Raw genomic sequence first — 26309 nt, 5'->3', positions numbered from 1 at the left:
CTAGCCCTAGCATGTTCGAAACTCCACGGTAAAAATGGGTTTTTGCTCTGCTTAAACACAACGCCGCAGGCGCGTTTAAATTACACAAACCGTTACGCCATAAAGGCTACATCGCCTTGCGCCGTTGCCTACGCGCACCTCAGAATCCGCTGGCATACGCGATTACGGAGCGGGCTATATCGTGTACCTGTCACTGCAAAAAACAGTGATCGGGTTTGGTAGCCCGTATCTTGACGAACGTTCGGCTTCACCTTATGCAGTCTCTTTTTTGAGGCTCTGCCTTTATGGTGGCCATGCGTGGGGCTCCTCCGGGAGCGCCGGGTTTTCTCTGTCTTGACCGGTCTACCAACCCACGTATGGCCGCCACCCTTCGTTTGGTAGCGAAAGTGACGGCTCTTCATTCTTTCAAGAAAGAGGTGCTGTTATGTTCAAAGTTACCCCAAACCCACCGGACGCCGATCCGATCCCGTACGACCCAGCGCTCGAACCTCAAAAGATAAAAGAGGCGACCGAACGCGCCATCAATTTCTACCTCAACCCCGACGCACTGAAACTCTCAATCCCTTCCCGCAAAACCAGCCAGATCTTCCTGGTCGATCCCGCCGTGGACGAAGAAACCCTGCTCGTCGAAGCCTGCGAATCGTTAGCCGCCGCGAGTGACATGGCGCGTGATATCGGCAATGACGTTGACAACTCGCAACGCCGGGCGCTGTTGATGCTGCATCAGGTGATCATGCTGAGTGAGCTTATGGTCAATCGAGTGCTGGATGGCCGTCGCTTGCCGCACTAGCGATTCCGCCGCGATCGCCCTGTAGGAACTGCCGCAGGCTGCGATTCTTTGATTTTGCGTTTGGTTGTAAGAAGAAGATCAAAAGATCGCAGCCTTCGGCAGCTCCTACAGGGGTTTATTTGATGTTTGCTGTTTGGAGTTTTAGTTGATGAGCACTACACCACCGAAGGCGCCGGTGACGGATCCGGTGTCGCCTTATGAATCGTTCGATTCGAGGAAGCTTCACGATGCGGCGGAGCGGGCGCTCGATCATTATCTTGCGCCTGAGAAGATCATGGCCACGCCGTATAGCCCCAGCACTTTGTTCATGGTTAATCCGCAATCTGATACTGAGACGTTGCTGGTCAATGCGTGTGAGTCTTTGGCCTCGGCGACGGTGATGCTTGGGGATTTTGCCGGGATGCTGGAGGGGCCGAATCGCAATACGTTGTTGGGGATTGCGCAGGTGGTGATGTTGGGAGAGTTGGCGGTGAATAAGGCGCTGGATAATGTTGAGCTGAAGGCTTCGGCTTAGGGCTGCAGGTAACCTGTGGCGGACGATTAGGTTCGGAGCAATACATCGTTCGCCACCTTGATCTTCCGCAGCGCGACCGGGTTAGATCAACCGATCTGCGTCTGCGGAATTATCAGCATTCCCGCTGACCCGAACATAATAATTATCGAATTCACCGCTTTCGACGAATACAAAGCCATGGCGAGTGTAAAAACGATTTGAAGCGCTTTCCTTGAGCGCGCCAACCCTGATGGCGCGCCCGACCTCATCGGCTTCTCTGAAAATTTGAGTGAGAACGCCAGAGCCGATCCTTGCTCCTTGAGCACTGGGGATCACATACAAGTGATCAAGCAGCAGCTCGCCTTGGTAGTCTTTAACAACGACAAAACCAACCACATGACCTGATACTTCTATGCGGCGTGTGTTGCGGGCGTCGAAGCCATCAAGAAATCGTTCGCGCGCACGATGCGGGTTGAATCGACCAAGCCGCTCAAGGCTCTCGCGCATGGCCTCAATTCTGATGGTTACCAGATGTTCAAGATCGTTATCGGAAGCTGCGCATAAAACGAAAGCGGTGTTTTGATCAGTGGAAACAGGCATAACAAGTATCCCAAACGTGTACGTGACTGCTGAGAAAGATCTGGCATTTTCTTGCTGCCATAGTTTGAACGCCCCGAGTAGCGCCAGTCGCGGCATTACCAGCTTCCATAAGGGATGCCGAAGCGTTCGATGTAACGCTGGGTTTTATCGTTGAGCTTGTAGGCATAACGGCCTTCGGTCTTTCCCTGGCTCGGGCCTAGAGGTTCCACTTCAGCTTGGGCGCGACCGACATTAATGGGTTTGAAGCAGCTGTCCTTCACCCAGACTTGGACGACACCACCTGGCGCTAATCCCAACGTCATTGAGGCGGCATAAGGGGCGCGTTTGTTTGGCGTTTCCGGGCATCGCCGAGCGATTGAAGCTTTCAAGGCTTGTCGGGCTTCCTCTGATATATCCACCCAGACTTTGTAGGTTTTAGGTTCAACAATGGATTGCCAGCGAACGAAAATTCGTTTGGGTAATGCCGCTCCGGTTACCAGCTTGATGCTGTCTCCACCTTTTCTGTGCCAGCCTTTGGCTGCCTCCGTGCCATCCTCTGGAGTATCAGTACCCAGCGTTCCACCGAAGTGATTATTGACTATTCGGCCATCAACATCCTCGACGGTGCTGTTCTCGACCCAGCCAAGCATGTAGGACGGCCCTTGAAAATCGAGATTCCACCATGGTGAATGCGGATCACCTTTGCTCGAGAGGGGATCGGTGGCTTGGCAACCACTTATTAGCAGCATGCCCACGAGGGCAATAAAAAACCTGTTCATCCTTGACCTCAATCTGGCACGTGGGGATGTTGCACGCGCACGCCATCAGCGGTGGGGGCGTTGATATAAAGCAGTTTCAACTCGCGTTGTCCTCCCTCATCGAGCGGATTATTCCAATGAGCTGAAGAGTGAATGTATCGCAGCTTCAGCATTGTTTCTTCAGAGGGAGAAATGCCGTAGTCACCCGAGAGGAACCTATCACAAAGTGGTTGAAGCTCTGCGCAAACCTGAAACTCAGGCGACTCCGGGATATCTTGGAAAGGTACGCCTTTTTGCTTGGCTAGCTCGTGCATTAGCTTTAAATACACTCGAGACAAATCACCCCGTACAGGACGCGCGATTTGCAGCCCGGCATAAGCGCGTTCTTCTCGGTCGGCCATTCGATCCTGAGAGTCGATGTCCAACAGCTTCGGATCTGGAGTGACGATGTCTAGCATGGAGGCCGGCCAGCCCTGAGCAACCATCCGAGCCTTCTGTATCTCGGCATCACGATAGATTGAGGTCGTAGCAATAGCCGTTCCCTTTGTCACGGTCAGCCCTTGCATCGGCCCCACCAGAACACATTCTTCCGCTTCAGCAAAGTAGCCTCCGCCGATATCCGAATGCACTCCGGGCAAGCTTATTTCCAGGTGATCTGGCTTGACACGACTTAATGGGAAATTCGCCCGATGTTCATCGCGCGCTACCAAATGCACCACGTTTGAGAACAATGAACGTGGTAGATACAAATGGAGTCCAGGGGCCGCAGCACTTTGAACCCTGCCGAAGTTACTCAAGCCGGCAATGGACGCGACGGTGTCGAACAGGCCAATGAAGCCCATGTTGATATCGCTTTTATAAAAGTCGAGAAAGCTTTTGCTGAAGCCTTCTTCATTCGCTTCCAAGGCTTGCTTGAGCAGCCCTGTTTTACCGCGCGCTACCTCATTGGCGAAGTGCCTTGCAGCCGCAGCGCCTCGGCTGAAGCCAAAGGTATCGAAGGTTAGGTCGGTGATTTCACAACTCGGGTTTTCCAGAATGACTTTGCCGATGTAGTCGGCAATAAATTGGAACGCCAACTCGACACGTCCAACAACCCCTGTGATCCCTCGACCCATTCCAGAGCCGATGACGCTGTCCTTTTCGCCGGCAGCCGTGCCAATGCCATCCAAATAGATCATTCGAGAGATCGATTTGGTGGAGCCTCCGCCCTCTGAGCGGTCGGAAACAGGATAAACAGCGCTGAGCTTTTTGATGTTAGTGACATCACACCCATAGCTACTATCAGGATCACTCATATAGGGCTTGCAACTGGCGTCCCGATCCTCAGGCTTGATGGGATGTTGGGCGCCACACGCCAAACCCAATGCGGTGTTCGCCGCATTGTTTCCGGTGCCATCAAAAAACACCCCGATGCGCAGGGCAATCCTGGTTGTTGCGCTGGCGGTACGCGGGCCACTGTCGATGAGTGTTTGGCGCTGTGGCGGCACGGCGGGCCTGGATGTTGCGCGCGTTCGCAGGGCGTTAACGGGGGCGGGCCGGCAAACGTTCGGCATGATGTGATCGCAAGCCGTTACCCAATCGGATGTCTCGCTCAATCCTGGCCTCTCTGTACTTTCCATGTAAGGGAAGCCGGAGGCTAACAGTCAGGTCATAGGCCAATCTGTAGGAAACGTCTTGTTATTCGCGGTGAAAACACAACCACCTAGGCCTTGTTCCAGAGCCGATAAAAATGCGCGTATGAAAGAAAATAGTGGAGGGGATCACCCTGTAGGTTTAGCGGGCTTCAGGCAAGAAGGGTGCTTCAGGTCGCCAGCGAAATGATGAAGTCGATCACGCTCAGAGGCACGTAGATCAGGGTGATGGTCGTATAGCCTTTACGCGATCGTGCGAAGAACGCGCAGATTGGCAGCACAATCATGATCGCGTCCAGCAGGCCCCACAGTGCTAATGGCGAGGCGCCGAACAACATGACGTTGACGACCATCCCCAGGCACAGGTACGTGGACAGCGACAGCAATGCGTATCGCCCATCCTGTTCGAAGTAGACACGCAATCCGCTCTGCTCATCCTCGCTACGGCTCGGCAGCAACAACGCTGCCGTGACAAACAGCGACAGTGTCAGCATCACCAGCAATAGAAATTCGAGAAACGAGAAGGTCTGTTTGACCGTCGACAGTGCGTTGACGGCCCACCAGAATTCCAGTTGCGTGGTGAAGAGCATCACCGCCCAGACCAGCGGCACCCAATCCGGCGCTGCCACGCGGCGGATGCGGAATACCGTGAGAGCGCCGAGCAGGAGGCGAGTGACGGAGAGCCCGAGGATCATCGAGAGAACGGTGGCGACGATCGGGAAGTTGTTCATCAAGCCTCCCGTGGATTCGTACTGGGCGAGGGCGGGGTCATTGTTGTCACTAACCTTAAACTTAGCGTGGAACAGCGTTTGGGCAAGTTGCCTTCTCACCCGGCGATCATGATTTTTGAACTCCGCGGGGTCACACCTGAACAGAGTCAGCGGTGATCTCATTCAATTCTATTTTTATGCCGTACTTCTTTTTCAGCTTTTCGTCATGGGTGACGATGATCAAGTTGCGTGTATGCAGGGCGAGCCATTCAACGATTTTGTGCGCGGTTCGTTCATCAAGCGCGGCAGTGGGTTCGTCCAGTATCAGCGTGGGCTTGTCTCTTAATATCGCCCGGCCGATGGCGATTCGCTGTCTCTCACCACCACTCAATCCGCTGCCGGCGACGTCTATTACTGTTGCCAGCAAAGCGTCAGCGTCAGTGCCTTGCCGTGTGAATCCGAGCAGTTCGACAATTTCCTTCAGCCTGTTTTGGCATACATCACCAGCGCCATACAGCAGGTTATCTTCGAACGTACCGGACACCAGAACCGGTTTTTGCGGCGCGACGGAAATCTCTGACAGTATGTGTTCGGTGAGTGCCTCACTGATCCGGTGTCCTCTGTAGAGGGCCGTTCCTGTATGGGATTCTTCGAGACCCAAAAGAATGTTCACCAGCGTTGTTTTTCCCGCGCCGGATTTTCCTGAAATGATATTTACGCCAGACATCAACTGACCGTTGATGTTATTCAGGATGGTTCTGTTGTCCTTTGTCAGTGTTACGCCTGTGAGCGTAAAGCCTTCGACGTCTGCGTGATGCTTCGGGTGGTACTGCTCTTTAATGTCTTCCTCGATGTATTTGATGCCGTCGTTCAAAGAAATGAGGTGGGCTTGAAGGTTGAACAGAGTGCCCGCCAATAGATGGAGTTGCAGGGTGAACAGGGTGATGTATCCAACGATCATGATGAAATCGCCAGCCGTAAAATTCGTGCGGTAGTACAGGCCGGATAACAGTATGAAAAATGTCAGTACGGCGCCAATGGCCAAGCCTTGGCAGGCAATCCGAATGCCCATGCGAAGGTTGGCGTCTCTGATGGTTTTGACGTAGTTGTCGAAGAAGGTTCGGCCAAGGGCGAGTTCCTTGGGCAGGCTGTTGTTGATCTTGATGTCGTAAACCCTGCCAAGCCTTTCGACGGTATAGCTTGAAAGGTTGTTGTCGGCTTCAAACAAGGCGCGATGAATGCTTGAACTGGACTTGGCGACGTAGATGGCCAGGGATGTCAGTGCGACGCAGGCGACGAGAAACAGCATCGCGTAAGCCGCACCCATAATGGTGTAAAGCACGCTGATGGCGACGATGATTTCAACCGCGATAGGAACGATTGTCCAGAAAACGCCCACGGTGACCAGGCTGAAACTGCTGGCCGATCGATTGATGTCAGCCGCTACATAGCCAGGGTCGAGCGTTCGCTGTTTGCTGTGAGCGTACTGAAAAATTCGGGTGAGGATGGTTTCGTAAAGAGTCGCGTCGCACTTGGCGAGTATCCACGCTGAAAAGACTCCGCGAACGCTGGAAAGCACTTGTGAGACTGTCCAGAGTAAGGCGTAGCAACCTGCGAATAAGAGGAATTGAGTGCTTGCGTTCGGAGCGCCGTCAAAGGTGTTTGCGGCATTTCTCAGTAGTACTGGAAGCAAGGAATTAAGGGCGCTGCAGAGTGTGAACAGTGTGGATACCGCGATGAAGCTGGCGGTAAACCATCGATAGTTGTTCGAGATTATTTTGAAGCTTTTCAGGTAATGGCTGACCCAGTTCATATGAATCCGTTCTAGATGGGGTTAAAGCGAGTTGCTTGGGTTGCGGCAAGCGCTCAACGATAGGGTTTGACCTGAGGACAAACAAGTCGGTGAGATCCGAGGTGGTTGTAGGCGATTGCCTGCGATGTTGTAGTTTTTGCGCTTGAGTGGCGGGCACCTCCCAATGATGGTCGGACGTTGGGTTAGGATGATCGGCAACCGGAACGGAAACCCTGAACACAAGGACGCAGCCTTTATGGAATCTGCTTTTTCACAAGTCACCGAGCGTTTGCACGACCGTCGATTTGCCGTAGCGAACAACGCGCAAGGGTTGTCGGGGGCTGACACGGTGTTTCATTACCGTGTGGAGGGCTCAGGCATTTTGAGTTCTTATCAGGGCGGGCGGATTCGTGCGGGGCATCAGGTTGGCCGGGTTACTGGGGCCGATACGATTGAGCTGCTTTTCCATTGTTTGACGACGGAGGGCGAGATGCTTTCCGGTTGGTCGCGGGGGACGGTTGGGGTTGATGAGGTGGGGCGGACGACGTTGAGTTTTGTCTGGGGCTGGCTGTCGGGGGCGAGTGGGGGTGGGGAGTCGAGTTATGTTGAGGTTGATGCGTAGCGCTTGGGCTCCTCGTGATTATCACGTGTTTTTCGGCGCTAACCTTTCGACGCAAGGATGATTATGTCTGTAGATCTTGATGAGTTGCTGGAACGTGTGACCGATGAGCAATCGTTCACCGAGTTCGTCGCTGCGCTGGGTGCAGATTTCTCCCGTGAGCGGGCGTTGGAGGAGGCGACTGCATCGTCTCCTTATGAGGCGGACGCATCGGGCTGGGAAAATGGATCGGTTGATACGTTTCTTGATGCGGCAGCTGCTTGGGCGGTTGCTACTTCGAGGAATGCTCAGGCGGATGCGGCAGTGTCGAATGTCTGGCGGCGGTGTGCGGCTATTTTGTTGGCTGGGAAGTTTTATGAGTGAGCGGGGCACAGTTCATCTGCTTTAGGCCCGCACGTTCTTCGATAAAAAACGCCCAAGGGTTTGGCCTGTTCTGGATGGGTAGAACGGCGTACTGCCTTGGGCGAAATAGGTTGACGATAGAGTGGCGGGGAGCACAGTCCAAGCCAGCCACTTCCCGAAGATTTCGTAGGCAAATACGCATTCGGTTGTAGTCTGATCCGTTCAGCGCTGCCCCATTTTTTTGAAATCAAAAAGAGGGCTTGCTGCGCAGTCCAGCGGGAGCAAGCTCCCTCGCCACAGAAGGTTTTATTGAGACTTGCCTATTTTTCCTGGCAGGGGTTTACCGTGGCGCGGCGGGATTGATGGCTGTTGGATTTGGGTTGGATGGGCTGACGCCTTCGCGAGCAAGCCCGCTCCCACAGTGTTGGTGGCGGGTTTGGGGTCTGGGTAAGCATGCAAAATCCTTGTAGGAGTGAGCCTGCTCGCGATGGCGGGGGGGCATTCAATGTTGATGTTGGCTGGATAGACGTTATCGCGAGCAGGCTCACTCCTACAGGGGTTGGCGATTAGTTATAGCCCGCCGAAGCCTGCGAACCATGGGAACACGATGTTGCCTTTATGCCCTTTGTAGTGGGCTTTTTGGCTGAGCTGCTTGCGGCAGAGGATCCAGCTGATGAAGGCGGGGAGGAAGATCAGGTTGATCAGCCACTGGAAGGGGTTGGTTGATTGGTAAAGGATGGCGGCCAGGATGTTGATCAGGACGAGGCCCATGATGATGAGGTTGTAGTGGATGTGCCTGCGTTTGATGGCGGCAAAGCTTTCCCAGTCGTCGATGAGCCAGTCGTGGGAGAAGTGGCCGCAATCGGGGCATTTGTGGGTGGGCGGGATGTGGCTGACGAGATGGTTGCAGTCAGGACATCGGAAGTTCATCGAGGTATCCAGTGGTGGGGGATGCTTAGCGGGGTTGGGGTGAGGTTAGCAGGGTGGGGGTGGTTTGCCATTGTTGCGACTGGGCAGGGTGGGTCCGTTGTTTAGGTGTTGAATGTGCTGGCGTCTTCGCGAGCAAGCCCGCTCCCACAGGGGGTTTCTGTCGTACATGAAATTCGGGGCACACCACAAGTCCAGTGTGGGAGCGGGCTTGCTCGCGAAAGCGGTGGGTCAGGTTAGGTGATGTTGAATGTGCCGCCGCCTTCGCGAGCAAACTCGCTCCCACAGGGGGTTTCTGTCGTACATGGAATTCGGGGTACACCACAAATTTACTGTGGGAGCGAGCTTGCTCGCGAAAGCGGTGGGTCAGGTTAGGTGATGGTGGGAGTGCCGCCGTCTTCGCGAGCAAGCTCGCTCCCACAGGGGTTTTCTGTCGTACATGGAATTCGGGGCACACCACAAATTTACTGTGGGAGCGAGCCTGCTCGCGAAGGCGGTGTGTCAGGCAAGGGAATGTTGAATGTACTGGCGCTTTCGCGAGCAGGCTCACTCCTACAGGGGTTGGGGTTGTACTCGGAATTTGGGGTAGGGCGAAGCTCATTTTCTTTTAATAAGAAATTTTATTAGTTGCGAATGAAACGCGGTGCGCGGTGTTTAGTTGCTAAAAGCTTTAACAACTTCACCGGCTAAACCCAATCGCACTAACCCAACTAATAAAGTTGCCATTGATCGCTAAAACCCCTCTCTCGCCGTTGTGTTTTTGCCAACTGTTCTAGTCTGATTCCCCATCAGGCCGGAGGCATCACAGTGCCAACATTCAACGAGCCAAATGAGCCAAAAACTCAGCGCCGCAAGGAAACGCGTCTATTCCTTTTCCTGGTCGTGTGCCTGTTTCCATTGCTTTCCATCGCCATCGTCGGTGGTTACGGTTTCATGATCTGGTTTTTCCAAATGCTCTATGGCCCGCCCGGGCCGCCTAACTGATCGTCCTCAGCACTCTGTTGGAGTCAGCACATGGAAGAAGCGCTGCATATCGCCAGCCTTGTGGTACTTGCCCGGCCAGAACTGTTTGATGCGGTTAAAGCCAACTTGCGTTTGTTGGACGGTCTGGAGTTGCATCATGAAAGTGCTGCCGGAAAACTCGTGGTGGTACTTGAGGCCACGCACGAAAACCAGATCCTGCAACGTATTGAACAGATCAATAACTTGCCCGGTGTGCTCAACGCCGCGTTGATCTATCACGAACTCCTCGAACCCGCAGGAGACTCCCAATGAGCATGTCGCGCCGCGAATTCGTCAAAGCCCAGGCCGCTGCGATTGCGGCAGCGGCCGCCGGGCTGCCGATTGTCACGTCGGCGAGCAATCTGATCACCGAAGCCGACATGGTCACGCTGGACTGGAACAAGGCGCCGTGCCGGTTCTGCGGCACGGGCTGCAGCGTGATGGTGGCGACGCGCGACAACAAAGTCGTGGCCACCCATGGCGACGTCAAGGCTGAGGTCAACCGTGGCTTGAACTGCGTGAAAGGCTATTTTCTGTCGAAAATCATGTACGGCGTCGACCGTCTGACCCAGCCGATGTTGCGCATGAAGGACGGCAAGTTCGACAAGCAGGGCGAGTTTCAGGCGATCAGTTGGGACAAGGCTTTCGACATCATGGAGGAGAAATTCAAGCAGGCCCTGAAAGCCAAAGGCCCCGAGTCCGTGGGCATGTTCGGTTCCGGACAGTGGACGGTCTGGGAGGGTTACGCCGCCAACAAATTGATGAAGGCCGGTTTTCGCAGCAACAACATCGACCCCAATGCGCGCCACTGCATGGCCTCGGCGGTGATGGGTTTTATGCGCACGTTTGGCGCGGATGAACCGATGGGCTGTTACGACGACATCGAAGTCACGGACGCCTTTGTGCTCTGGGGTTCGAACATGGCCGAGATGCACCCGATTCTCTGGAGTCGCGTGACCGATCGGCGCTTGAGCCAGCCGAATGTGAAGGTCGCGGTGCTGTCGACCTTCGAGCATCGCAGTTTCGAACTGGCCGATATCCCGATGGTGTTCAAGCCGCAAACCGATCTGCTGATCCTCAATTACATCGCCAATCACATCATCGAAACCGGCGCGGTGAATCAGGATTTCATCAGCAAACACACGCGCTTCGCTAAAGGTGCCGATGACATCGGTTACGGCTTGCGCCCGGACGATCCACGGGAGAAACAGGCGAAAAATGCCGACAAGGCCAACACGTGGACGGACATGTCGTTCGAGCAATACGCCGCGTTCGTCAAACCCTACACGCTGGAGCGCACGGCGAAAGAAACCGGTGTTTCCGCTGAGCGGCTCAAGAGCCTTGCCGAGTTGTATGCCGACCCTAAACGCAAGGTCGTGTCGTTCTGGACGATGGGGTTCAACCAGCACACGCGCGGGGTTTGGGCGAACAACCTGATCTACAACATTCATTTGCTCACCGGCAAGATCAGCGAGCCGGGCAACAGTCCATTCTCGCTGACGGGCCAGCCTTCGGCGTGCGGCACTGCGCGTGAAGTGGGTACGTTTACCCATCGTTTGCCGGCTGATCTGGTGGTGACCAATCCCAAACATCGGGCCACGGCGGAGAAGATCTGGAAGCTGCCGGCCGGCACGATTCAGGAGAAAGTCGGCTTCCACGCGGTGCAGCAGAGCCGCATGCTCAAGGACGGCGTGCTCAATGTTTACTGGACGCAGGCCAGCAATAACATGCACGCCGGGCCGAACATCATGCAGGAGGTGTTGCCCGGTTGGCGCAAGCCCGACAACTTCGTGATCGTGTCGGATGTTTACCCGACGGTGTCGGCCCAGGCTGCTGATCTGATTCTGCCCAGCGCAATGTGGGTGGAGAAGGAGGGCGCGTTTGGCAACGCGGAGCGGCGTACGCAATTCTGGCATCAGTTGGTCAGCGCGCCGGGTGATGCGAAGTCGGATCTGTGGCAGTTGATGGAGTTTTCCAAGCGCTTCACCACCGATGAAGTCTGGCCTGCCGAGTTGCTGGCGAGTGCACCGGAGTACAAGGGCAAAAGCCTGTTCGAGGTGCTGTTCAAGAACGGTCAGGTCGATCAGTTCCCGGTCGAGCAGATTGTGGCCGGCTTCAAAAATGACGAGGCCAAGGCCTTCGGTTTTTACGTGCAGAAAGGTCTGTTCGAGGAGTACGCGCAATTCGGTCGCGGCCACGGTCATGACCTCGCGGCCTTCGATCGTTATCACGACGAACGTGGGCTGCGCTGGCCGGTGGTCGATGGCAAGGAAACCCGTTGGCGCTATCGCGAGGGACTTGATCCGTATGTCGAGGCCGGCAGCGAGGTGCAGTTTTACGGGTATCCGGACAAGAAGGCGATCATCTTCGCCTTGCCTTACGAGCCGCCGGCGGAAGCCCCGGACGCAGATTTCCCGTTCTGGTTGAGCACCGGTCGGGTGCTTGAACATTGGCACACGGGCACCATGACGCAACGGGTCGAGGAGCTCTATAAAGCGGTGCCGGATGCGCTGGTTTACATGCACCCCGAGGACGCGAAAGCCTTGAAGGCACGGCGTGGCAGCGAGGTGAAGCTGATCAGCCGACGCGGGGAAATACGTGCGCGCATTGAAACGCGCGGACGCAATAAACCGCCGCGCGGATTGGTCTTCGTGCCGTTTTTCGACGCCAACAAGTTGATCAACAAAGTCACGCTCGACGCCACCGACCCGATCTCCAAGCAGACCGACTACAAGAAATGCGCCATCCGCATCGAGTTGATCAGCGCGGCTTGAGGAGAACCGTGATGCCTTTTCGAATCCTGCCGTGGGTATTGCTCGCCGTGATCGGCGTGACGATTGCCGCTGAAGTCGATTACCCGCTGGATGCGCCGGCCCCCGACGGCCGACGTCTGGGCGGCACCATCACCCAGAACTCGCCCGCGCCGCCGATTGCCAACGACGAGAACAAGGATCTCAAGCGCGAGCGCAATTACCCGGATCAACCACCGACGATTCCGCACAGCATTCGCGGTTATCAGATCGACAAGAACGGCAACAAATGCCTGTCGTGTCACAGCCGTGCAAACAGTGCGCGCAGTCAGGCGACCGCGATCAGCATCACGCATTACATGGATCGCGATGGCCAGGCATTGGCGGCGGTGTCACCGCGTCGCTACTTCTGCAACCAGTGCCACGTGCCGCAAAAAGAGGTGCAGCCGTTGGTGGGCAACAGCTTTGAAACCATCGACAAGATCCTGCAAGACGACGCCAATGCTGCGCAGAAACCTTGAGGAGGCGCCATGAAAGCACTGTTCGCCCTGCTTAAGGATTACTGGGGCATCCTCTGTCGGCCGAGCGTTTATTACAGCCTGGGTTTTTTGACGTTGGGCGGATTTGTTGCCGGGATCATTTTCTGGGGCGGTTTCAATACGGCGCTGGAGATGACCAACACCGAGAAGTTCTGCATTTCGTGCCACGAGATGCGCGACAACGTGTACGTCGAGTTGCAGGACACCATCCACTACACCAACCGTTCCGGCGTGCGCGCCAGTTGCCCGGATTGCCACGTGCCGCATGAGTGGACACACAAAATCGCGCGCAAGATGCAGGCGTCGAAAGAAGTGTGGGGCAAGTTGTTTGGCACCATTGATACCCGCGACAAGTTCCTCACACTGCGTCGTGAACTGGCGGAGCATGAGTGGGCGAGGCTTAAGGCCAATGATTCACGGGAGTGCCGGAACTGCCATAACTTCGAGTTCATGGACTTTACCCGCCAGGGCAAACGCGCGGCGGCGATGCATTCGACAGCACTGGCGAATGGCGAGGCGACATGCATTGATTGCCACAAGGGCATCGCGCATAAGTTGCCGGATATGAGTGGGGTGAAGGGGTGGTGATTTAGGGGGGTTAGTGTTGATCGGGCTGCCGTCTTCGCGAGCAGGCTCACTCCTACAGGTTTCCCTGTCGTACACAAAACCCGGTACACACCACAAATCCCCTGTAGGAGCCGAGCTTGCTCGCGAAAGCGGTTTGTCAGCCACAGTGATGCCGGATCTGCCGCCGTCTTCGCGAGCAAGCTCAGCTCCTACAGATTTTCTGTCGTACACAAAATCTGAGTCAGAACACAAATCCCCTGTGGGAGCGGGCTTGCTCGCGAAAGCGGTGGGTCAGCCACATTGGTGTTGAATGTGCCGCCGCCATCGCGAGCAGGCTCGCTCCTACAGGTTTCCCTGCCGTACACAAAATTTGAGTTCGAACACCAATCCCCTGTGGGAGCGAGCCTGCTCGCGAAAGCGGTGGGTCAGGCACATTGGTGTTGAACGTGCCGACGTCTTCGCGAGCAGGCTCGCTCCCACAGGTTTCATTGGTGTACACAAAATCCGGTACACACCACAAATCCCCTGTAGGAGCGAGCCTGCTCGCGAAAGCGGTGTGTCAGGCACATTGGTGTTGAATGTGCCGCCGCCTTCGCGAGCAGGCTCGCTCCCACGGGTTTTGCTTTGGGTTTTCGACTGGTGGGTTTTGATCGAGACTGTAAGGTTCCCCCGTGTCGATTTCAGACCAAACCATGACGCCATCAGGCTACTGAGCCCTCCACCAAGCCAGATAAGGTGAAGTGTCTTTTCATTAAAAAACCACATCGGTTTGATAAGAACTGCGGCGGTTGGATGGGGTTTCTTGTACGGCAACAACGGTGATCCGTTGCCCCTGTCCAGTCGCTTGAATGTCGATCAGCAGAGAATAAAAAAACCAATGATTAGCCCGTCCAAGGATTCGAATGGCCAATTGGTGCAGGGCTTCAAGCCTCGTCACGTAACAATGCTGTCTATCGCCGGGATCATCGGCGCCGGTTTGTTCGTGGGCTCGGGGCATGCCATTGCGGCGGCGGGGCCGGCGGTGTTGTTGGCGTATTTGTTCTCGGGTTTGCTCGTTGTGCTGGTCATGCGCATGCTCGGTGAAATGGCGGTGGCCAATCCGGACACCGGCTCGTTTTCCACCTACGCCGATCAGGCCATCGGGCGCTGGGCGGGGTTTACCATCGGTTGGCTTTATTGGTGGTTCTGGGTGCTGGTGATTCCCATTGAGGCATTGGCGGCCGGCCATGTGCTCCATCAATGGTTTCCGCAGATCGATGCCTGGCTGTTCGCGTTGGTGTCGATCATTGCGCTGGCCGTGACCAACCTGTTCAGCGTGTCCAAATACGGTGAATTCGAGTTCTGGTTCGCCATGGCCAAGGTCGTGGCGATCATCGGGTTTATCGGCGTCGGTTTTGCCGTGTTGATGGGCTGGGTGCCGGATCGCGAAGTCAGTGGCCTGAGCGGTTTGATGGCCACGCACGGCGGTTTTGCGCCCAACGGCATGTCCGCAGTGGTTGGCGCCTTCATCACTATCATGTTCAGTTTTATCGGCACCGAAGCGGTGACCATCGCCGCCGCCGAATCCAACAACCCGGCGCAGAACATCGCCAAAGCCACGCGCTCAGTGATCTGGCGCATCGGCGTGTTTTACCTGCTGTCGATCTTCGTGGTGATTTCCGTGGTGCCCTGGAATGATCCGCTGTTGGCCTCGGTCGGCTCGTATCAGCGGGCGCTGGAAATCATGAATATTCCTCACGCCAAGTTCATGGTCGACGTCGTCGTGTTGATCGCCGTCGCCAGTTGCATGAACTCGTCGATCTACATTGCCTCGCGCATGTTGTTTTCGCTGGGACGCCGTGGCGATGCGCCGAAGGCGTTGAAGGTGACATCGGCCGCCGGCGTGCCACGGGCGGCTGTTTTCGCCAGCACCGTGTTGGGCGCGGCGATCACCGTGTGGAGCTATTTCATGCCTGCCGGGTTGTTTGAATTCCTGCTCGCCAGTTCTGGTGCGATTGCCTTGTTGGTGTACCTGACCATCGCTGTGTCGCAGTTGCGCATGCGGCGGATCTTGCGCCAGCGCAACGTCGAGCTGACCTTTCGCATGTGGCTGTTCCCGTGGCTGACCTGGCTGGTGATCGTGTTCATTTGCGCGGCGTTGACGGTGATGATGATCACCCCGCAACACCGCACCGAAGTGAGCACGACCATTGGCCTCGCGTTGCTGATTTCCTTCCTCGGCCTGGTGACCTCGCGTGATCCTGCGCAGGCGGCCCGGGTGACGTCAGCGGGTTAACGCCGAACCACAAACGCTTTTGTAAGGACACGAATCCGATGTCATCGAACGCTGCCGCACCCGACGGTGCGACTCAATCCGTTGGCTTTCTGCTGTTGGACAAATTCACCCTGATGTCGCTGGCGTCCGCCGTCGAACCGTTGCGCATGGCCAATCAATTGTCCGGGCGTGAGCTGTATCGCTGGCAGACGTTCAGCGTTGGCGGCGCGCCGGTCTGGGCCAGCGACGGCGTGCCGATTACACCGGATGGATCGTGGAGCAATCCCTGCGTGGACACGGTGATTGTCTGCGGCGGCGTCGGCATTCAGAGCGTGATTTCGCGGGAGCACATCACTTGGCTGCAGGCCTTGGCGCGTCAATCGAAGCGTTTGGGCGGCGTGTGCACCGGCAGTTGGGCGCTGGCGAAAGCCGGGCTGCTCGACGGTTATGAATGCAGCGTGCATTGGGAATTTCTCGCGGCGATGCAGGAAGCGTTTCCGCGTGTCAGCGTCAGCACCAGTCTGTTTTCCCTCGATCGCAATCGCGTCACCAGCTCCGGCGGTACCGCGCCGCTGGACATGATGCTGCACCTGATCAGTCGCGATCATGGCCGCGATTTGTCCGCTGCCATCTCTGAGATGTTTGTCTACGAGCGCGTCCGCAACCAGCAGGATCATCAGCGCGTACCGCTCAAGCACGTGCTCGGCACGCATCAGCCGAAGCTGCAAGAAATTGTGGCGCTGATGGAGGCCAATCTTGAGGAACCGATTGAGCTCGATCACCTGGCGGCGTACGTTGATTTGTCGCGTCGACAGCTGGAGCGGTTGTTCCAGAAATACCTCAACTGTTCGCCGTCGCGTTATTACTTGAAACTGCGCCTGATTCGCGCGCGGCAACTGCTCAAGCAAACGTCGTTGTCGATCGTTGAGTTGACGCATGTTTGCGGCTTTGTTTCGACGCCGCATTTTTCCAAATGCTATCGCGAACACTTTGGCGTACCGCCGAGCGACGAGCGCGGTGGGTCGGAGATGAGCCGAAAACCGGCGCTGAAGGCGGTGTCGACGCAACCGCTGACGGTGCTGGAGCAGGCACGGAATGAGTCGACGTTTGCCAGTATTCGGATGGTTGACCACGCCGATTTGGCGCAGATAGGCTGATCGACACCAGTCAGTGTGGGAGCGGGGTTGCTCGCGAAAGCGGTGGGTCAGTCAAAGAAATGCTGAATGTGCCGCCGCCTTCGCGAGCAAGCCCGCTCCCACAGGTTTCTCGGCCATACACAAAATCCGCCACACACCACAAATCCCCTGTAGGAGTGAGCCTGCTCGCGAAAGCGGTGTGTCAGCCAAGAAAATGTTGGATGTGCCGCCGCTTTCGCGAGCAAGCTCAGCTCCTACAGATTTTCTGTCGTACGCAAAATCTGAGTCAGAACACAAATCCCCTGTGGGAGCGGGCTTGCTCGCGAAAGCGGTGTGTCAGCCAAGAAAATGTTGGATGTGCCGCCGCTTTCGCGAGCAGGCTCAGCTCCTACAGATTTTCTGTCGTACACAAAATCTGAGTCAGAACGCAAATCCCCTGTGGGAGTGGGCTTGCTCGCGAAAGCGGTGTGTCAGCCAAGAAGATGTTGGATGTGCCGCCGCTTTCGCGAGCAAGCTCAGCTCCTACAGATTTTCTGTCGTACGCAATATCTGAGTCAGAACGAAAATCCCCTGTGGGAGCGGGCTTGCTCGCGAAAGCGGTGGGTCAGCCAAGAAGGTGTGGGATGTGCCGCCGTCTTCGCGAGCAAGCTCTGCTTCTACAAAGGTGTGGGGTTAGAGCAAACTCCACGAAACCCCGACGTAAACCCCCATACCTTCCCCCGGCGTCGACCGCGCGGCATCCTGACCTTTGTCGTCATACCCCGGCGTGACCGTCGCGGCGTAGTGTTTGTTGGTCAGATTGTGCATGTCGACCCAACCCTGCCAGTCACCCTTCGGCGCGTTGTAGCCGAGCGTTGCGCCGAACAGTGCGTACGGATCGGCGTAGTAACTGTCCGCGTAATCCACGGCAACTTTCGACACCAGTTGCGTGTTCACCGCTGCGAAGAACCCCTGCGGCCAGTCGTAGCGCAGTTCGCCTTGGTAGTAATGCATCGGCAGGCCCGGCAAGCGGTTGTCGCCGAAGCGGTCGTCGTCGCGATAGTGGAAATCGCTGAAGGTGTATGCCTGACGCAGGCTCAACTGGCGGCCATCGGCAGCCGACCAGAGTTTGCTGTTGAGGCTCGCTTCGACGCCTTGATGCACGGTCGGGCTGGCGTTCAACTCATACGGCGTGACGGCATTGGCATCCGGCAGCACTGAAAGCAGTTCATGCCGCACCTGCGCGTAGTACCACGCCAGGCTCCAATCGCCGATGGCGCTGTTGCCACGCCCGCCGAGCTCCAGCGTGGTCGCGGTCTGGTTTTGCAGCTTGATCGGGTCTTTTTGCGTACCCGTCGCGGCGCCGTTACCGGCAGGGAAGCGCACGTTGGAGCTGTAGATCAGCGACCACGGGTGCGGCGCTTCGACGGAGCGGCTGAGGTTGCCGAACACTTGCAGATCCGGGTTGATCTGGTAGCGCAGACCGAGGCGCGGCGCGTAGTCCCAGTCGTTCATGCTGGTTTTGCCACCGCTTTGCGGATAGGTCACGTCGCTTTCGCGGCGGGTGTAGATGGCGGCGAGGCCGGTGGTCAGCCAAAGATCGTTGGCGATTTCCAGGTCGTTGCCGAAGTGCAGTACGGTGTCCGAACCCTGATAGGTGAAATCGCGCATTTTTGTGCCCGGCGCATAACCGGCGGTGTTGCCGGTGGGGATGCGCACGAATTCGCTGGCGCCATCATTGGGCAGGTGTTTGGTCACGCGCAGGCCGACGTTGCTGCGGCTTTCCATGCCGAAGATCGTGTCGCGACGTTTGTAGTCGAAGGTGCCGCTGACGTCGGTGTAGGCGACTTTCAGACGGTTCGGGCCTTCGCGCAGATCCATCGGGTAATCGTGGTAGACGAGGCCGGTCTGGATGCTCGAATCGTCGTCGATGTAGAAGGTGGTTTTGTTGCCGATGAAGGTGCTGCCCGGTTGCTTGCGGCTGTCATCGCGCGCCACGTAAGACGGGTTGGCCGCGCGTGGATCGTGTTCGATGGAGTGCTTGGTCACGCGGCCGGCGAGGTCGTTGTCGGTTTCGCGGTAGCGGATGTAGAAGCGCGTTTCCAGGTTCGGGTTGAAGCGATAACCGAAGTTGGCGATCACGCCTTTGCTTTCGCTGGCGGTGTGATCCTGATAGCCGTCGGCGTTGGAATCGGTCAGCGACACGTAGTAGTCGAAGTCGCCGAGCACTTGCCCGGAACTGACCTGACGCTGCTGATAGCCGTGGCTGCCGGTGGCGTAGCGCACTTGCAGTTTCGGCGCGTTGTAGCCGGTGTGGCTGACGTAATCGATGGCGCCGCCGAGGGCCAGTGAGCCACGGTCGAAACCGTTGGCGCCGCGCAGCACTTCAACGTGGTCGACCCACAGCGGTTCGAGCAATTCGTAAGGCGTACCGCCGGGGCCGGTCAGCGGCAGGCCGTCGAGCATGGTGTAAAGGCCCGAGGCGTGGGCGCCCGGCGCGCGATTGATGCCCGAACCACGCACGGAAATCTTCACGCCTTCGTTGCCCGCCGACTGCGCGTAAACGCCCGGTTGATAGGCCAGCACATCCTGATTACTCGAGACGCGGCCCTGCAACGGTTGGCGCATATCGACCACGTTGGTGCCGCCGGGCACTTGCTCGAGGCGCTCTTTGGCTTCTTCAACCGACGCATCCGAACCGCGCTGCTCATCGGCCGAAATCAGCACTTGCCCCAGTTCCAGACCTTGAGTCTCGGCCATCGCCGGGCAGGCAAGGGCCAGGCCCAGCAGGGCAGTGGGCAGGGATTTTGGCGACGGCATCGAAAAACTCCAGACAGGCAAGGGCGGGCAATGAATGAACAGTGCGACGCAGGAAAGAACGAAGGAAACACATGGCAATTTTGCTTTTTACCCGGCGATGGCAAACAGCAGGTCATGAACTAACCTCACGTGTCTGGTGTGTGTCGTCAATAAACATTCTGTTTCTGCATTCATTCGAGAGGGCCGGGTCATGGCAAAAGACAAAAAGAAGGACGCCAAGGCGCCTGATAGTCCGAAGCTGAAAAACAAGGATTACCTGGAGCAACTGCGCAAACTGCACGTTGAGCTGGTCAAGTTGCAGGAATGGGTGATCGCCGAGGGCGTCAAGGTTTGTATTGTTTTTGAAGGGCGTGATGGCGCGGGGAAGGGCGGTACGATCAAGGCGCTGACTGAGCGTGTGAGCCCGCGGGTTTTCCGCGTGGTGGCGCTGCCGGCGCCGACCGATCGCGAGAAGAGCCAGATGCATGTGCAGCGTTATTTGCCTTATCTGCCGGCGGCGGGGGAAGTGGTGATCTTCGACCGCAGTTGGTACAACCGCGCCGGTGTCGAGCGGGTGATGGGTTTTTGCACGGATGAGCAGGCGGACAAGTTTCTCAAGTCGATCCCGTGGGTTGAGCATGCGATCGTGCAGTCCGGGGTGATTTTGCTGAAGTATTGGCTGGAAGTGAGCCCGGAAGAGCAGACGCGGCGGCTGGAAGCGCGGATCAATGACGGTCGCAAGATCTGGAAACTGACGCCGATGGATCTGAAATCCTACAGCCGCTGGTACGACTACTCGCGGGCGCGGGATGAGATGTTCAAACATTCCGATACCGAGCATGCGCCGTGGCTGGTGGCAGATTCGAATGACAAGCGTCGGGCTCGGCTGAACATCATCACTGATGTGCTGAGTCGCATTCCTTATGAGGATGTGAAGCGCGAGAAGGTCGAACTGCCGAAGCGGCAGAAGGCGGGCAAGTACAAGGATCCGAATTATCCGTATCGGCGTGTGGCCGAAAAATTCTGATACGCAGCCGGGTGCGATGTTGAACCCACCGCCGCCTTCGCGGGCAAGCCCGGCTCCCACAGGGGTCTCGGTCGTACACAAATCCCCGAACACCCCACAAATCTTTGTAGGAGCTGAGCTTGCTCGCGAAGGCATTGGGTCAGCCAACATCGTCGGCACAGACCCACCGCCATCGCGAGCAAGCTCAGCTCCTACAGGGTTCTCGGTCGTACCGAAGATCCCGAACACCCCACAAAACCCTGTGGGAGCTAGCCTGCTGGCGATTGCTTTGGGTCAGTCACCATCTCCGGTACAGATCCACCGCCATCGCGAGCAAGCTCAGTTCCTACAGGGGGCTCGGTCGTACCGAAGATCCCGAACACCCCACAAATCCCTGTGGGAGCTAGCCTGCTGGCGATTGCTTTGGGTCAGGCAACATCTTCGGTACAGACACTCCGCTTTCGCGAGCAGGCTCACTCCTACAGGGTTCTTGGCCGTACACAAATCCCCGAACACCCCACAAATCTTTGTAGGAGCTGAGCTTGCTCGCGAAAGCGGTGGGTCAGTCACCATCTCCGGTACAGATCCGCCGCTTTCGCGAGCAGGCTCACTCCTACAGGGTTCTTGGCCGTACACAGATCCCCGATCACCCCACAAATCTTTGTAGGAGCTGAGCTTGCTCGCGAAGGCGGTGGGTCAGTCACCATCTCCGGTACAAATCCACCGCCTTCGCGAGCAAGCTCAGCTCCTACAATTTGGTGTTGTCTGTTTGATTACTTCGACAAACGCCTGCACCCGCGCACTGCGTTCGTGCTTGCGTGTCAGCAGCAACAGCGGCGCTACGGCACCTGGCTCGGCAAGCGGCCGATAAACCACGCCACGCTTAACCAGTGCGCGCGCACATTCAGGCACCACCGCAACCCCTAGGCCAGCCGCGACCAACGCAATAATCGAGGTGATCTGTTTGCCCGTCGGGCCAGCGATTGGCGTCAGCCCATGCAGGCGAAAAAGCGCCTCAACGATGTCATTCAACCCCGAACCGTAATCCTGCGGGAACGCAATCAACGGATAAGCGCTCAGCTCCGCCAACGTCACCCGATCCCGCGAGGCCAGCGCGCTATCACTGGCAACCGCCGCCACCAACGGCTCATTGCCCAAACAAATCGCCTGAACCCGCGCATCCTCCCCAACCGGCAACAAACGACTCAAGCCAATATCCAGCCGTCCCTCAATCAACTGCGCACACTGATGATTCGAAGCCCCTTCATCCACCGTTACCTGAACATCCGGATACAACAAACAAAACCGCTTAAGCGTCTCGCTAAACACATCCGACAACGCAATCGAGCTCGCATACCCCACCGCCAAATGCCCGGCAGAGCCCGTCGCCAGCTTGCGCGTAATGCCTTCCGTCATTTCCACCTGCTCCAGCAGCGCCCGCGCATGCGGTAAAAAATGCCGCCCCTCTGCAGTGAGCGTGACATTGCGGCTACTGCGATCAAACAGCTGAAACCCCAGTTCCTTTTCCAGTGCCGAAATCTGCCGGGTCAGCGGTGGCTGGGCGATGTGCAGACGTGCGGCGGCGCGGCCGAAGTGCAATTCGTCGCTGACGATCAGGAAGTAACGCAGGCGGCGCAGATCGAGCATGTTCATCCTTGGGTATCAATCGGTCGGAAATCGGTATTGGATCCGTGCAGCGTTCATCTTATAAAAATGTTTAAAAATATTTCCGAAAATTCCTGCGGCTTCTCAATATCGCCTTCAGAACAACATGGATATTCAATGAAGACTCTGCTCGAAAGCCTCATCCCGATCCCCGTAGCCGCGCTCGGCGCATGGCTTGGTTACCTCACCGGCCTGCCGCTGGGAGAGCTGATCGGCGCGATCTGCCTGGTCACCGCGTTAAGCAAAATCGGCGTGCGCATGCGTATGCCTTACCCGTTCGTGGCCGCCGTGCAGTTATTGCTCGGCGTCAGCGTAGGCTCGATTGTCACCGCTTCAATGCTCGGCGAGCTGAGCGATTTCAGCATTCTGCTCGGCCTGCTGATCTGCATGACCGCGCAAATCGTCGTCGGCTACAACTGGCTGCGGCGCATGGAACGCTGGGGCCATGTGGAAAGTCTGCTCGGTTCGATACCAGGCGCGATGGCGGCGGTGATGACGGTCACCAGCGCGGAGGGCCCGGCCTCGGGGCGGATCGCCTTTGTGCACATCGTGCGGTTGCTCGCGTTGTTGCTGGTGGTGACGCTCATCGCGGGCGGTCATGCAGACAACACGGCACCGACTCTGGGCGCGCTGGACGATTACCTGCGAGTGATCCCGCCCGCGCTGGCGGCAGTAATCGCCGGGTATCTACTGGAACGCTTCGACGTCCCCGCGCCTTACATGCTCACCGGTTTGCTCTGCACAGCGGCGGCCAACGTCGGGTTTCACGCCGATTTGCAGGTGCCCGAGCCACTGGCGATTGTCGCGCTGATCCTGCTCGGCGGCCTGATCGGTATCCGTCTCAAAGACATCACCCTCAAGGATTTCGTCCGCTACATTCGCGCCGGGCTGGTGGTCACCGCGCTGACGTTCTGCTCGACGCTGGCGATTGCCTTCCCGTTCAGCCAGTTCACCGGCAAGCCGTTTTTGGCATTGTTCATGTCGTGGGTACCGGGCGGCGTCGAGGTGATGACGGCAGCGGCGTTGCTGCTCAAACTCGACCCGGCGTTTGTGATGCTCAATCACGTGGTGCGCATGTCGATCATCCATCTGTGCCCGGCAGTGTTGCCCAAGCGATTCTTTCAGGAGAATCCGCAACCGGCATAAACACTCTCCATCCGTCGCCCGCGCTGAACGACGCAGGAAGGACTTATCTCTATCGATCAAGCCCTCGATGAGAAGTCCCCTATGTTCGATCAGCGGAAGAAAGAATCACTGGCGGCATGGCGCAAACTGGCGACGCAATCGCAAATGCGCCTGGATCCGGAAGAACAATATGACGAACTACTAAAAGCCGCCGATGACATGGAGGAGCAAGGGCTGATAACCAGCGCCGAATGGCGTCAGTTGGTGCGCGATGCGGGCAGCGTGTTCACGCATCCCGATCAAGCGCGCAGATAAAACCGGCAACGGTTGAGTGATGCCATGGACTCGCTCGACTCAGCGCTGATGGCGGCGCGCAGCCAGTTTGCGATCACTATCAGTTTTCACATCGTGCTGGCCGCGTTCACCATCGGCCTGGCCAATTTTCTGCTGGTGCTCGAGGCGCTTTGGTTAAAGAGCGGACGGCAGATTTATCTCGATGTTTACCGCTATTGGCTGAAAGTATTTGCCCTGAATGTCGCGGTGGGCACGGCTTCTGGGCTGATTCTGGAGTATCAGTTCGGTCTCAATTGGTCGCGACTGGCGGTTCAGGCGGGCGATATTCTCGGCCCGCTGATGTTTTACGAAGTGTTGGCGGCGTTTTTTCTCGAAGCGGGTTTCCTCGGCATCATGCTGTTCGGCATGAAGAAGGTCGGCCCGCGCCTGCATTTTTTCGCCACCTGCGCGGTGGCGGTGGGCTCGCTGATCAGCGCGTTCTGGATTCTCTCGGCGAATTCCTGGATGCACACGCCGGCGGGGTATTCGATTGCCGCCGACGGCCGTTTTATCGCCGAAGACTGGTGGGCGATCATTTTCAATCCATCGTTTCCCTATCGGCTGGTGCATATGACGCTGGCAGCGTTGCTCGGCACCGCGACGCTGGTGGCCGGCATCAGTGCCTGGCAGTTGCTCAAACGCGCGGACAATCCACGGGCGCGGCTGGGGTTTTCCATGGCGCTGTGGCTGCTCGTCGTGCTGATGCCGGTGCAGACCGTGGTCGGCGATCTGCATGCCGGCACAGCTTGAAAGTGCAGCCGCAGAAAGTCGCCGCCATTGAAGGTTCGTGGACGCGTCCAGCCGAGGGCGCGGGCGAACCGTTGCGGCTGTTCGCGTGGCCCGACATGGCGCAACGGCACAATCACTGGGAAGTGGCGATTCCGCGAGTGGCTTCGTTGTACCTGACCCATGATCTCAGCGGAACCATCGCCGCCCTCGATGAATTTCCCGCGCAGGACATTCCGCCCGTGGCGCCGGTGTTCTTTGCATTTCGGCTGATGGTCGGACTGGGCGTTTTGATGCTGGGGCAGGGCGTGGTCAGCCTGTTTTTCCGTCGTCGTCAGCGCCTGTACACATCGCGCGGCTGGTTATGGGCCAGCGTGTGCATGGCGCCGGCGGGTTTTGTCGCGATGCTCAGCGGCTGGGTTGTCACCGAGGTGGGCCGGCAGCCGTTTACCGTCTACGGCCTGATGCGTACGGCCGACAGCCTGTCCTCGGTGTCCCGCGCGCAAGTGCTGGCTTCGACCTGGCTGATTCTGCTGTTTTATCTGCTGGTTTTTGGCATCGGCCTGTGGGTGTTGCTGCGTTTATTGCGCGAGCCGCCAAAGCAGGACGAGTCCGGGCCGCAACCGACGCTGGCCGATGAAACGGGGCATTCCTGATGGACACCGACTGGATCACGCTGCTGTGCGCGGGCGCTCTGGCCTTCTCGGTGATGAATTACGTGCTGCTCGACGGCACGGATCTGGGCGTCGGTGTGCTGCTCGGCTTGACCGAAAACAGCCAGCACCGCCGCGCCATGGCGGTAACCATTCTGCCGATCTGGGATGCCAATGAAACCTGGCTGGTGCTGGGCGGCGGCGGGCTGCTCGCGCTGTTTCCGCTGGCCTACGCGATTTTGCTGCCGGCGCTTTATCTGCCTTTTATCCTGATGTTCCTCGCGCTGATTCTGCGCGCGGTGGCGCTGGAATTTCGCGACCACTCGCCCAACGAAGCGATCAAGCGTTGGGTCGATGGCGCGCTGTTATGCGGTTCTTTGCTGGCGGGCGCGATTCAGGGCGTGGCGCTGGGAACACTGGTGCAAGGCGTGCCGCATCAGGGCAGCCAATACACCGGCAGCGGTGTGGAATGGCTGGGGGCGTTTCCGCTGTTCTGCGGCGTGGTCTTGGTACTCGGCTACACGTGGCTCGGCGCTTGCTGGCTGTATTGGCGAACCGTCGACGACTTGCAGCGGCGCTGCGCACGCCAGGCGCGGGTGTTGGCGCTGATCACTGTGATGCTGTTGATCGTGTTGGTGATATGGACGGCAACGTTGCAGCCCCAATACATGCAAAGTCTGACCGATATTCGCGTCTGGGCGCCGACGCTGATGGTGCTCGCCATTCTTTCAGCGGTGTTCTGGTCGGGGTTTCGCAGCCGCTTCGATGGCGTTCCGCTGTTCGCCGCGCTGGGCGTGTTTGTGCTGGCATTCGCGCTGATGCTGGTTGCGTTGTTTCCGCTGATTGTACCGCCGGATCTGACCTTGAAAGCCGCCACGTCCAGCCCGAAAAGCCAACTGTTCATGTTGATCGGTTTCGCCGTGCTGATCCCCGTGACCCTGGTTTACAACACCTTTGGCTTCAAAGTCTTCAGCGGCAAAGTCCGGCCGATCAAGTCTTCTTGAGAGCGTATTGGCTGGCCAGATACTGGCAGATACGACCTGTCTGTTCTGAAAACGTCAGCCCCGAGAACTTTCATCCCCTCCATCGAGTCGACCAGACAACCACAAAACCGGCCATACGACGGGTCGGTTG

General features: G+C 57.4%; 23 protein-coding genes and 1 pseudogene. 16 read left to right on the top strand and 8 right to left on the bottom strand.

Features of this window, described 5'->3' with window-relative positions; all coding sequences use genetic code 11:
• The first annotated feature begins 424 nt into the window (after window positions 1-424).
• Complete coding sequence (locus ACIP1X_RS02340) at window positions 425-790, top strand: DUF6124 family protein (RefSeq protein WP_400748929.1); 366 nt, start codon at window positions 425-427, stop codon at window positions 788-790.
• A gap of 148 nt (window positions 791-938) precedes the next feature.
• Window positions 939-1304: a DUF6124 family protein gene (locus ACIP1X_RS02335; protein ID WP_400748927.1), complete on the top strand. Its 366-nt coding sequence runs from the start codon at window positions 939-941 to the stop codon at window positions 1302-1304.
• A gap of 81 nt (window positions 1305-1385) precedes the next feature.
• On the opposite strand, the gene ACIP1X_RS02330 is transcribed toward ACIP1X_RS02335, so the two are convergent.
• The 5 genes from ACIP1X_RS02330 to ACIP1X_RS02310 form a co-directional block, all read right to left on the bottom strand.
• On the bottom strand, window positions 1386-1883 hold the full coding sequence (locus ACIP1X_RS02330) for a GNAT family N-acetyltransferase (RefSeq protein ID WP_400748986.1): 498 nt from the start codon (window positions 1881-1883) through the stop codon (window positions 1386-1388).
• Window positions 1884-1978: 95 nt separating this feature from the next.
• Window positions 1979-2641: a DUF2931 family protein gene (locus ACIP1X_RS02325; protein ID WP_400748924.1), complete on the bottom strand. Its 663-nt coding sequence runs from the start codon at window positions 2639-2641 to the stop codon at window positions 1979-1981.
• An 8-nt stretch (window positions 2642-2649) separates the two neighbouring features.
• Entirely contained in the window at window positions 2650-4173 is a 1524-nt protein-coding gene (locus ACIP1X_RS02320; protein ID WP_400748984.1) for a T6SS phospholipase effector Tle1-like catalytic domain-containing protein, read from the bottom strand.
• Between the two features lie 248 nt (window positions 4174-4421).
• On the bottom strand, window positions 4422-4982 hold the full coding sequence (locus ACIP1X_RS02315; RefSeq protein WP_400748921.1) for a hypothetical protein: 561 nt from the start codon (window positions 4980-4982) through the stop codon (window positions 4422-4424).
• Between the two features lie 130 nt (window positions 4983-5112).
• On the bottom strand, window positions 5113-6774 hold the full coding sequence (locus ACIP1X_RS02310; RefSeq protein WP_400748918.1) for an ATP-binding cassette domain-containing protein: 1662 nt from the start codon (window positions 6772-6774) through the stop codon (window positions 5113-5115).
• A gap of 235 nt (window positions 6775-7009) precedes the next feature.
• Here ACIP1X_RS02310 and ACIP1X_RS02305 point away from each other — a divergent pair, with 235 nt between their 5' ends.
• Both ACIP1X_RS02305 and ACIP1X_RS02300 read left to right on the top strand, forming a co-directional pair.
• A complete protein-coding gene (locus ACIP1X_RS02305) occupies window positions 7010-7375 on the top strand; it encodes a hypothetical protein (RefSeq protein WP_400748915.1) in 366 nt (121 codons plus the stop codon).
• A 63-nt stretch (window positions 7376-7438) separates the two neighbouring features.
• Window positions 7439-7735 carry a hypothetical protein gene (locus ACIP1X_RS02300; RefSeq protein WP_282357794.1) on the top strand — a complete coding sequence of 99 codons (297 nt, stop codon included), beginning with the start codon at window positions 7439-7441 and terminating at the stop codon, window positions 7733-7735.
• A 549-nt stretch (window positions 7736-8284) separates the two neighbouring features.
• Here ACIP1X_RS02300 and ACIP1X_RS02295 read toward each other — a convergent pair.
• Entirely contained in the window at window positions 8285-8644 is a 360-nt protein-coding gene (locus tag ACIP1X_RS02295; protein ID WP_212544489.1) for a hypothetical protein, read from the bottom strand.
• An 804-nt stretch (window positions 8645-9448) separates the two neighbouring features.
• On the opposite strand from ACIP1X_RS02295, the gene napE reads away from it, so the two are divergent.
• The 7 genes from napE (at window position 9449) to ACIP1X_RS02260 (ending at window position 16910) form a co-directional block, all read left to right on the top strand.
• The gene (gene napE / locus ACIP1X_RS02290) at window positions 9449-9625 is read left to right on the top strand and encodes a periplasmic nitrate reductase, NapE protein (protein WP_400748912.1); all 177 of its coding nucleotides are present in this window, start codon (window positions 9449-9451) and stop codon (window positions 9623-9625) included.
• 30 nt (window positions 9626-9655) lie between these two features.
• A complete protein-coding gene (locus ACIP1X_RS02285) occupies window positions 9656-9916 on the top strand; it encodes a chaperone NapD (protein WP_159814496.1) in 261 nt (86 codons plus the stop codon).
• Complete coding sequence (gene napA, locus ACIP1X_RS02280; RefSeq protein WP_400748909.1) at window positions 9913-12417, top strand: nitrate reductase catalytic subunit NapA; 2505 nt, start codon at window positions 9913-9915, stop codon at window positions 12415-12417. The genes ACIP1X_RS02285 and napA overlap by 4 nt, the downstream gene beginning before the upstream one ends.
• Before the next feature lie 11 nt (window positions 12418-12428).
• Window positions 12429-12914: a nitrate reductase cytochrome c-type subunit gene (locus tag ACIP1X_RS02275; protein WP_159814501.1), complete on the top strand. Its 486-nt coding sequence runs from the start codon at window positions 12429-12431 to the stop codon at window positions 12912-12914.
• Window positions 12915-12923: 9 nt separating this feature from the next.
• Window positions 12924-13520, top strand: coding sequence for a cytochrome c3 family protein (locus ACIP1X_RS02270; protein WP_159814502.1), 597 nt, complete (start codon window positions 12924-12926; stop codon window positions 13518-13520).
• A gap of 856 nt (window positions 13521-14376) precedes the next feature.
• Window positions 14377-15774: a GABA permease gene (gabP, locus tag ACIP1X_RS02265; protein WP_400748906.1), complete on the top strand. Its 1398-nt coding sequence runs from the start codon at window positions 14377-14379 to the stop codon at window positions 15772-15774.
• 38 nt (window positions 15775-15812) lie between these two features.
• Window positions 15813-16910 carry a GlxA family transcriptional regulator gene (locus tag ACIP1X_RS02260; protein ID WP_400748903.1) on the top strand — a complete coding sequence of 366 codons (1098 nt, stop codon included), beginning with the start codon at window positions 15813-15815 and terminating at the stop codon, window positions 16908-16910.
• 651 nt (window positions 16911-17561) lie between these two features.
• On the opposite strand, the gene ACIP1X_RS02255 is transcribed toward ACIP1X_RS02260, so the two are convergent.
• Window positions 17562-19688: a TonB-dependent receptor family protein gene (locus ACIP1X_RS02255; protein WP_400748900.1), complete on the bottom strand. Its 2127-nt coding sequence runs from the start codon at window positions 19686-19688 to the stop codon at window positions 17562-17564.
• 190 nt (window positions 19689-19878) lie between these two features.
• On the opposite strand from ACIP1X_RS02255, the gene ppk2 reads away from it, so the two are divergent.
• Window positions 19879-20694, top strand: coding sequence for a polyphosphate kinase 2 (gene ppk2, locus ACIP1X_RS02250; RefSeq protein WP_400748898.1), 816 nt, complete (start codon window positions 19879-19881; stop codon window positions 20692-20694).
• Between the two features lie 720 nt (window positions 20695-21414).
• Here ppk2 and ACIP1X_RS02245 read toward each other — a convergent pair.
• Window positions 21415-22320 (bottom strand): LysR family transcriptional regulator, encoded by a 906-nt coding sequence (locus ACIP1X_RS02245; RefSeq protein ID WP_400748895.1) that lies wholly within the window; start codon window positions 22318-22320, stop codon window positions 21415-21417.
• A gap of 135 nt (window positions 22321-22455) precedes the next feature.
• Between ACIP1X_RS02245 and ACIP1X_RS02240 the strand changes: the two genes are divergently transcribed.
• The 4 genes and pseudogenes from ACIP1X_RS02240 (at window position 22456) to cydB (ending at window position 26179) form a co-directional block, all read left to right on the top strand.
• The gene (locus ACIP1X_RS02240; RefSeq protein ID WP_400748892.1) at window positions 22456-23484 is read left to right on the top strand and encodes an AbrB family transcriptional regulator; all 1029 of its coding nucleotides are present in this window, start codon (window positions 22456-22458) and stop codon (window positions 23482-23484) included.
• Window positions 23485-23565: 81 nt separating this feature from the next.
• Window positions 23566-23778: a hypothetical protein gene (locus tag ACIP1X_RS02235; protein WP_159812128.1), complete on the top strand. Its 213-nt coding sequence runs from the start codon at window positions 23566-23568 to the stop codon at window positions 23776-23778.
• A 24-nt stretch (window positions 23779-23802) separates the two neighbouring features.
• Window positions 23803-25178 (top strand): annotated as a pseudogene (locus ACIP1X_RS02230) (cytochrome ubiquinol oxidase subunit I).
• A complete protein-coding gene (gene cydB / locus ACIP1X_RS02225; RefSeq protein WP_400748890.1) occupies window positions 25178-26179 on the top strand; it encodes a cytochrome d ubiquinol oxidase subunit II in 1002 nt (333 codons plus the stop codon). Before ACIP1X_RS02230 ends, cydB begins: the two are co-directional and overlap by 1 nt.
• Window positions 26180-26309 lie beyond the last annotated feature (130 nt).

It is taken from the genome of Pseudomonas sp. NPDC088885 (genome assembly GCF_044750025.1).
Classification (GTDB): Bacteria; Pseudomonadota; Gammaproteobacteria; order Pseudomonadales; family Pseudomonadaceae; genus Aquipseudomonas; species Aquipseudomonas rustica.
The sequence above is the reverse complement of the archived record's forward strand: the minus strand, read 5'-3'. Positions and strand labels throughout refer to the sequence as shown.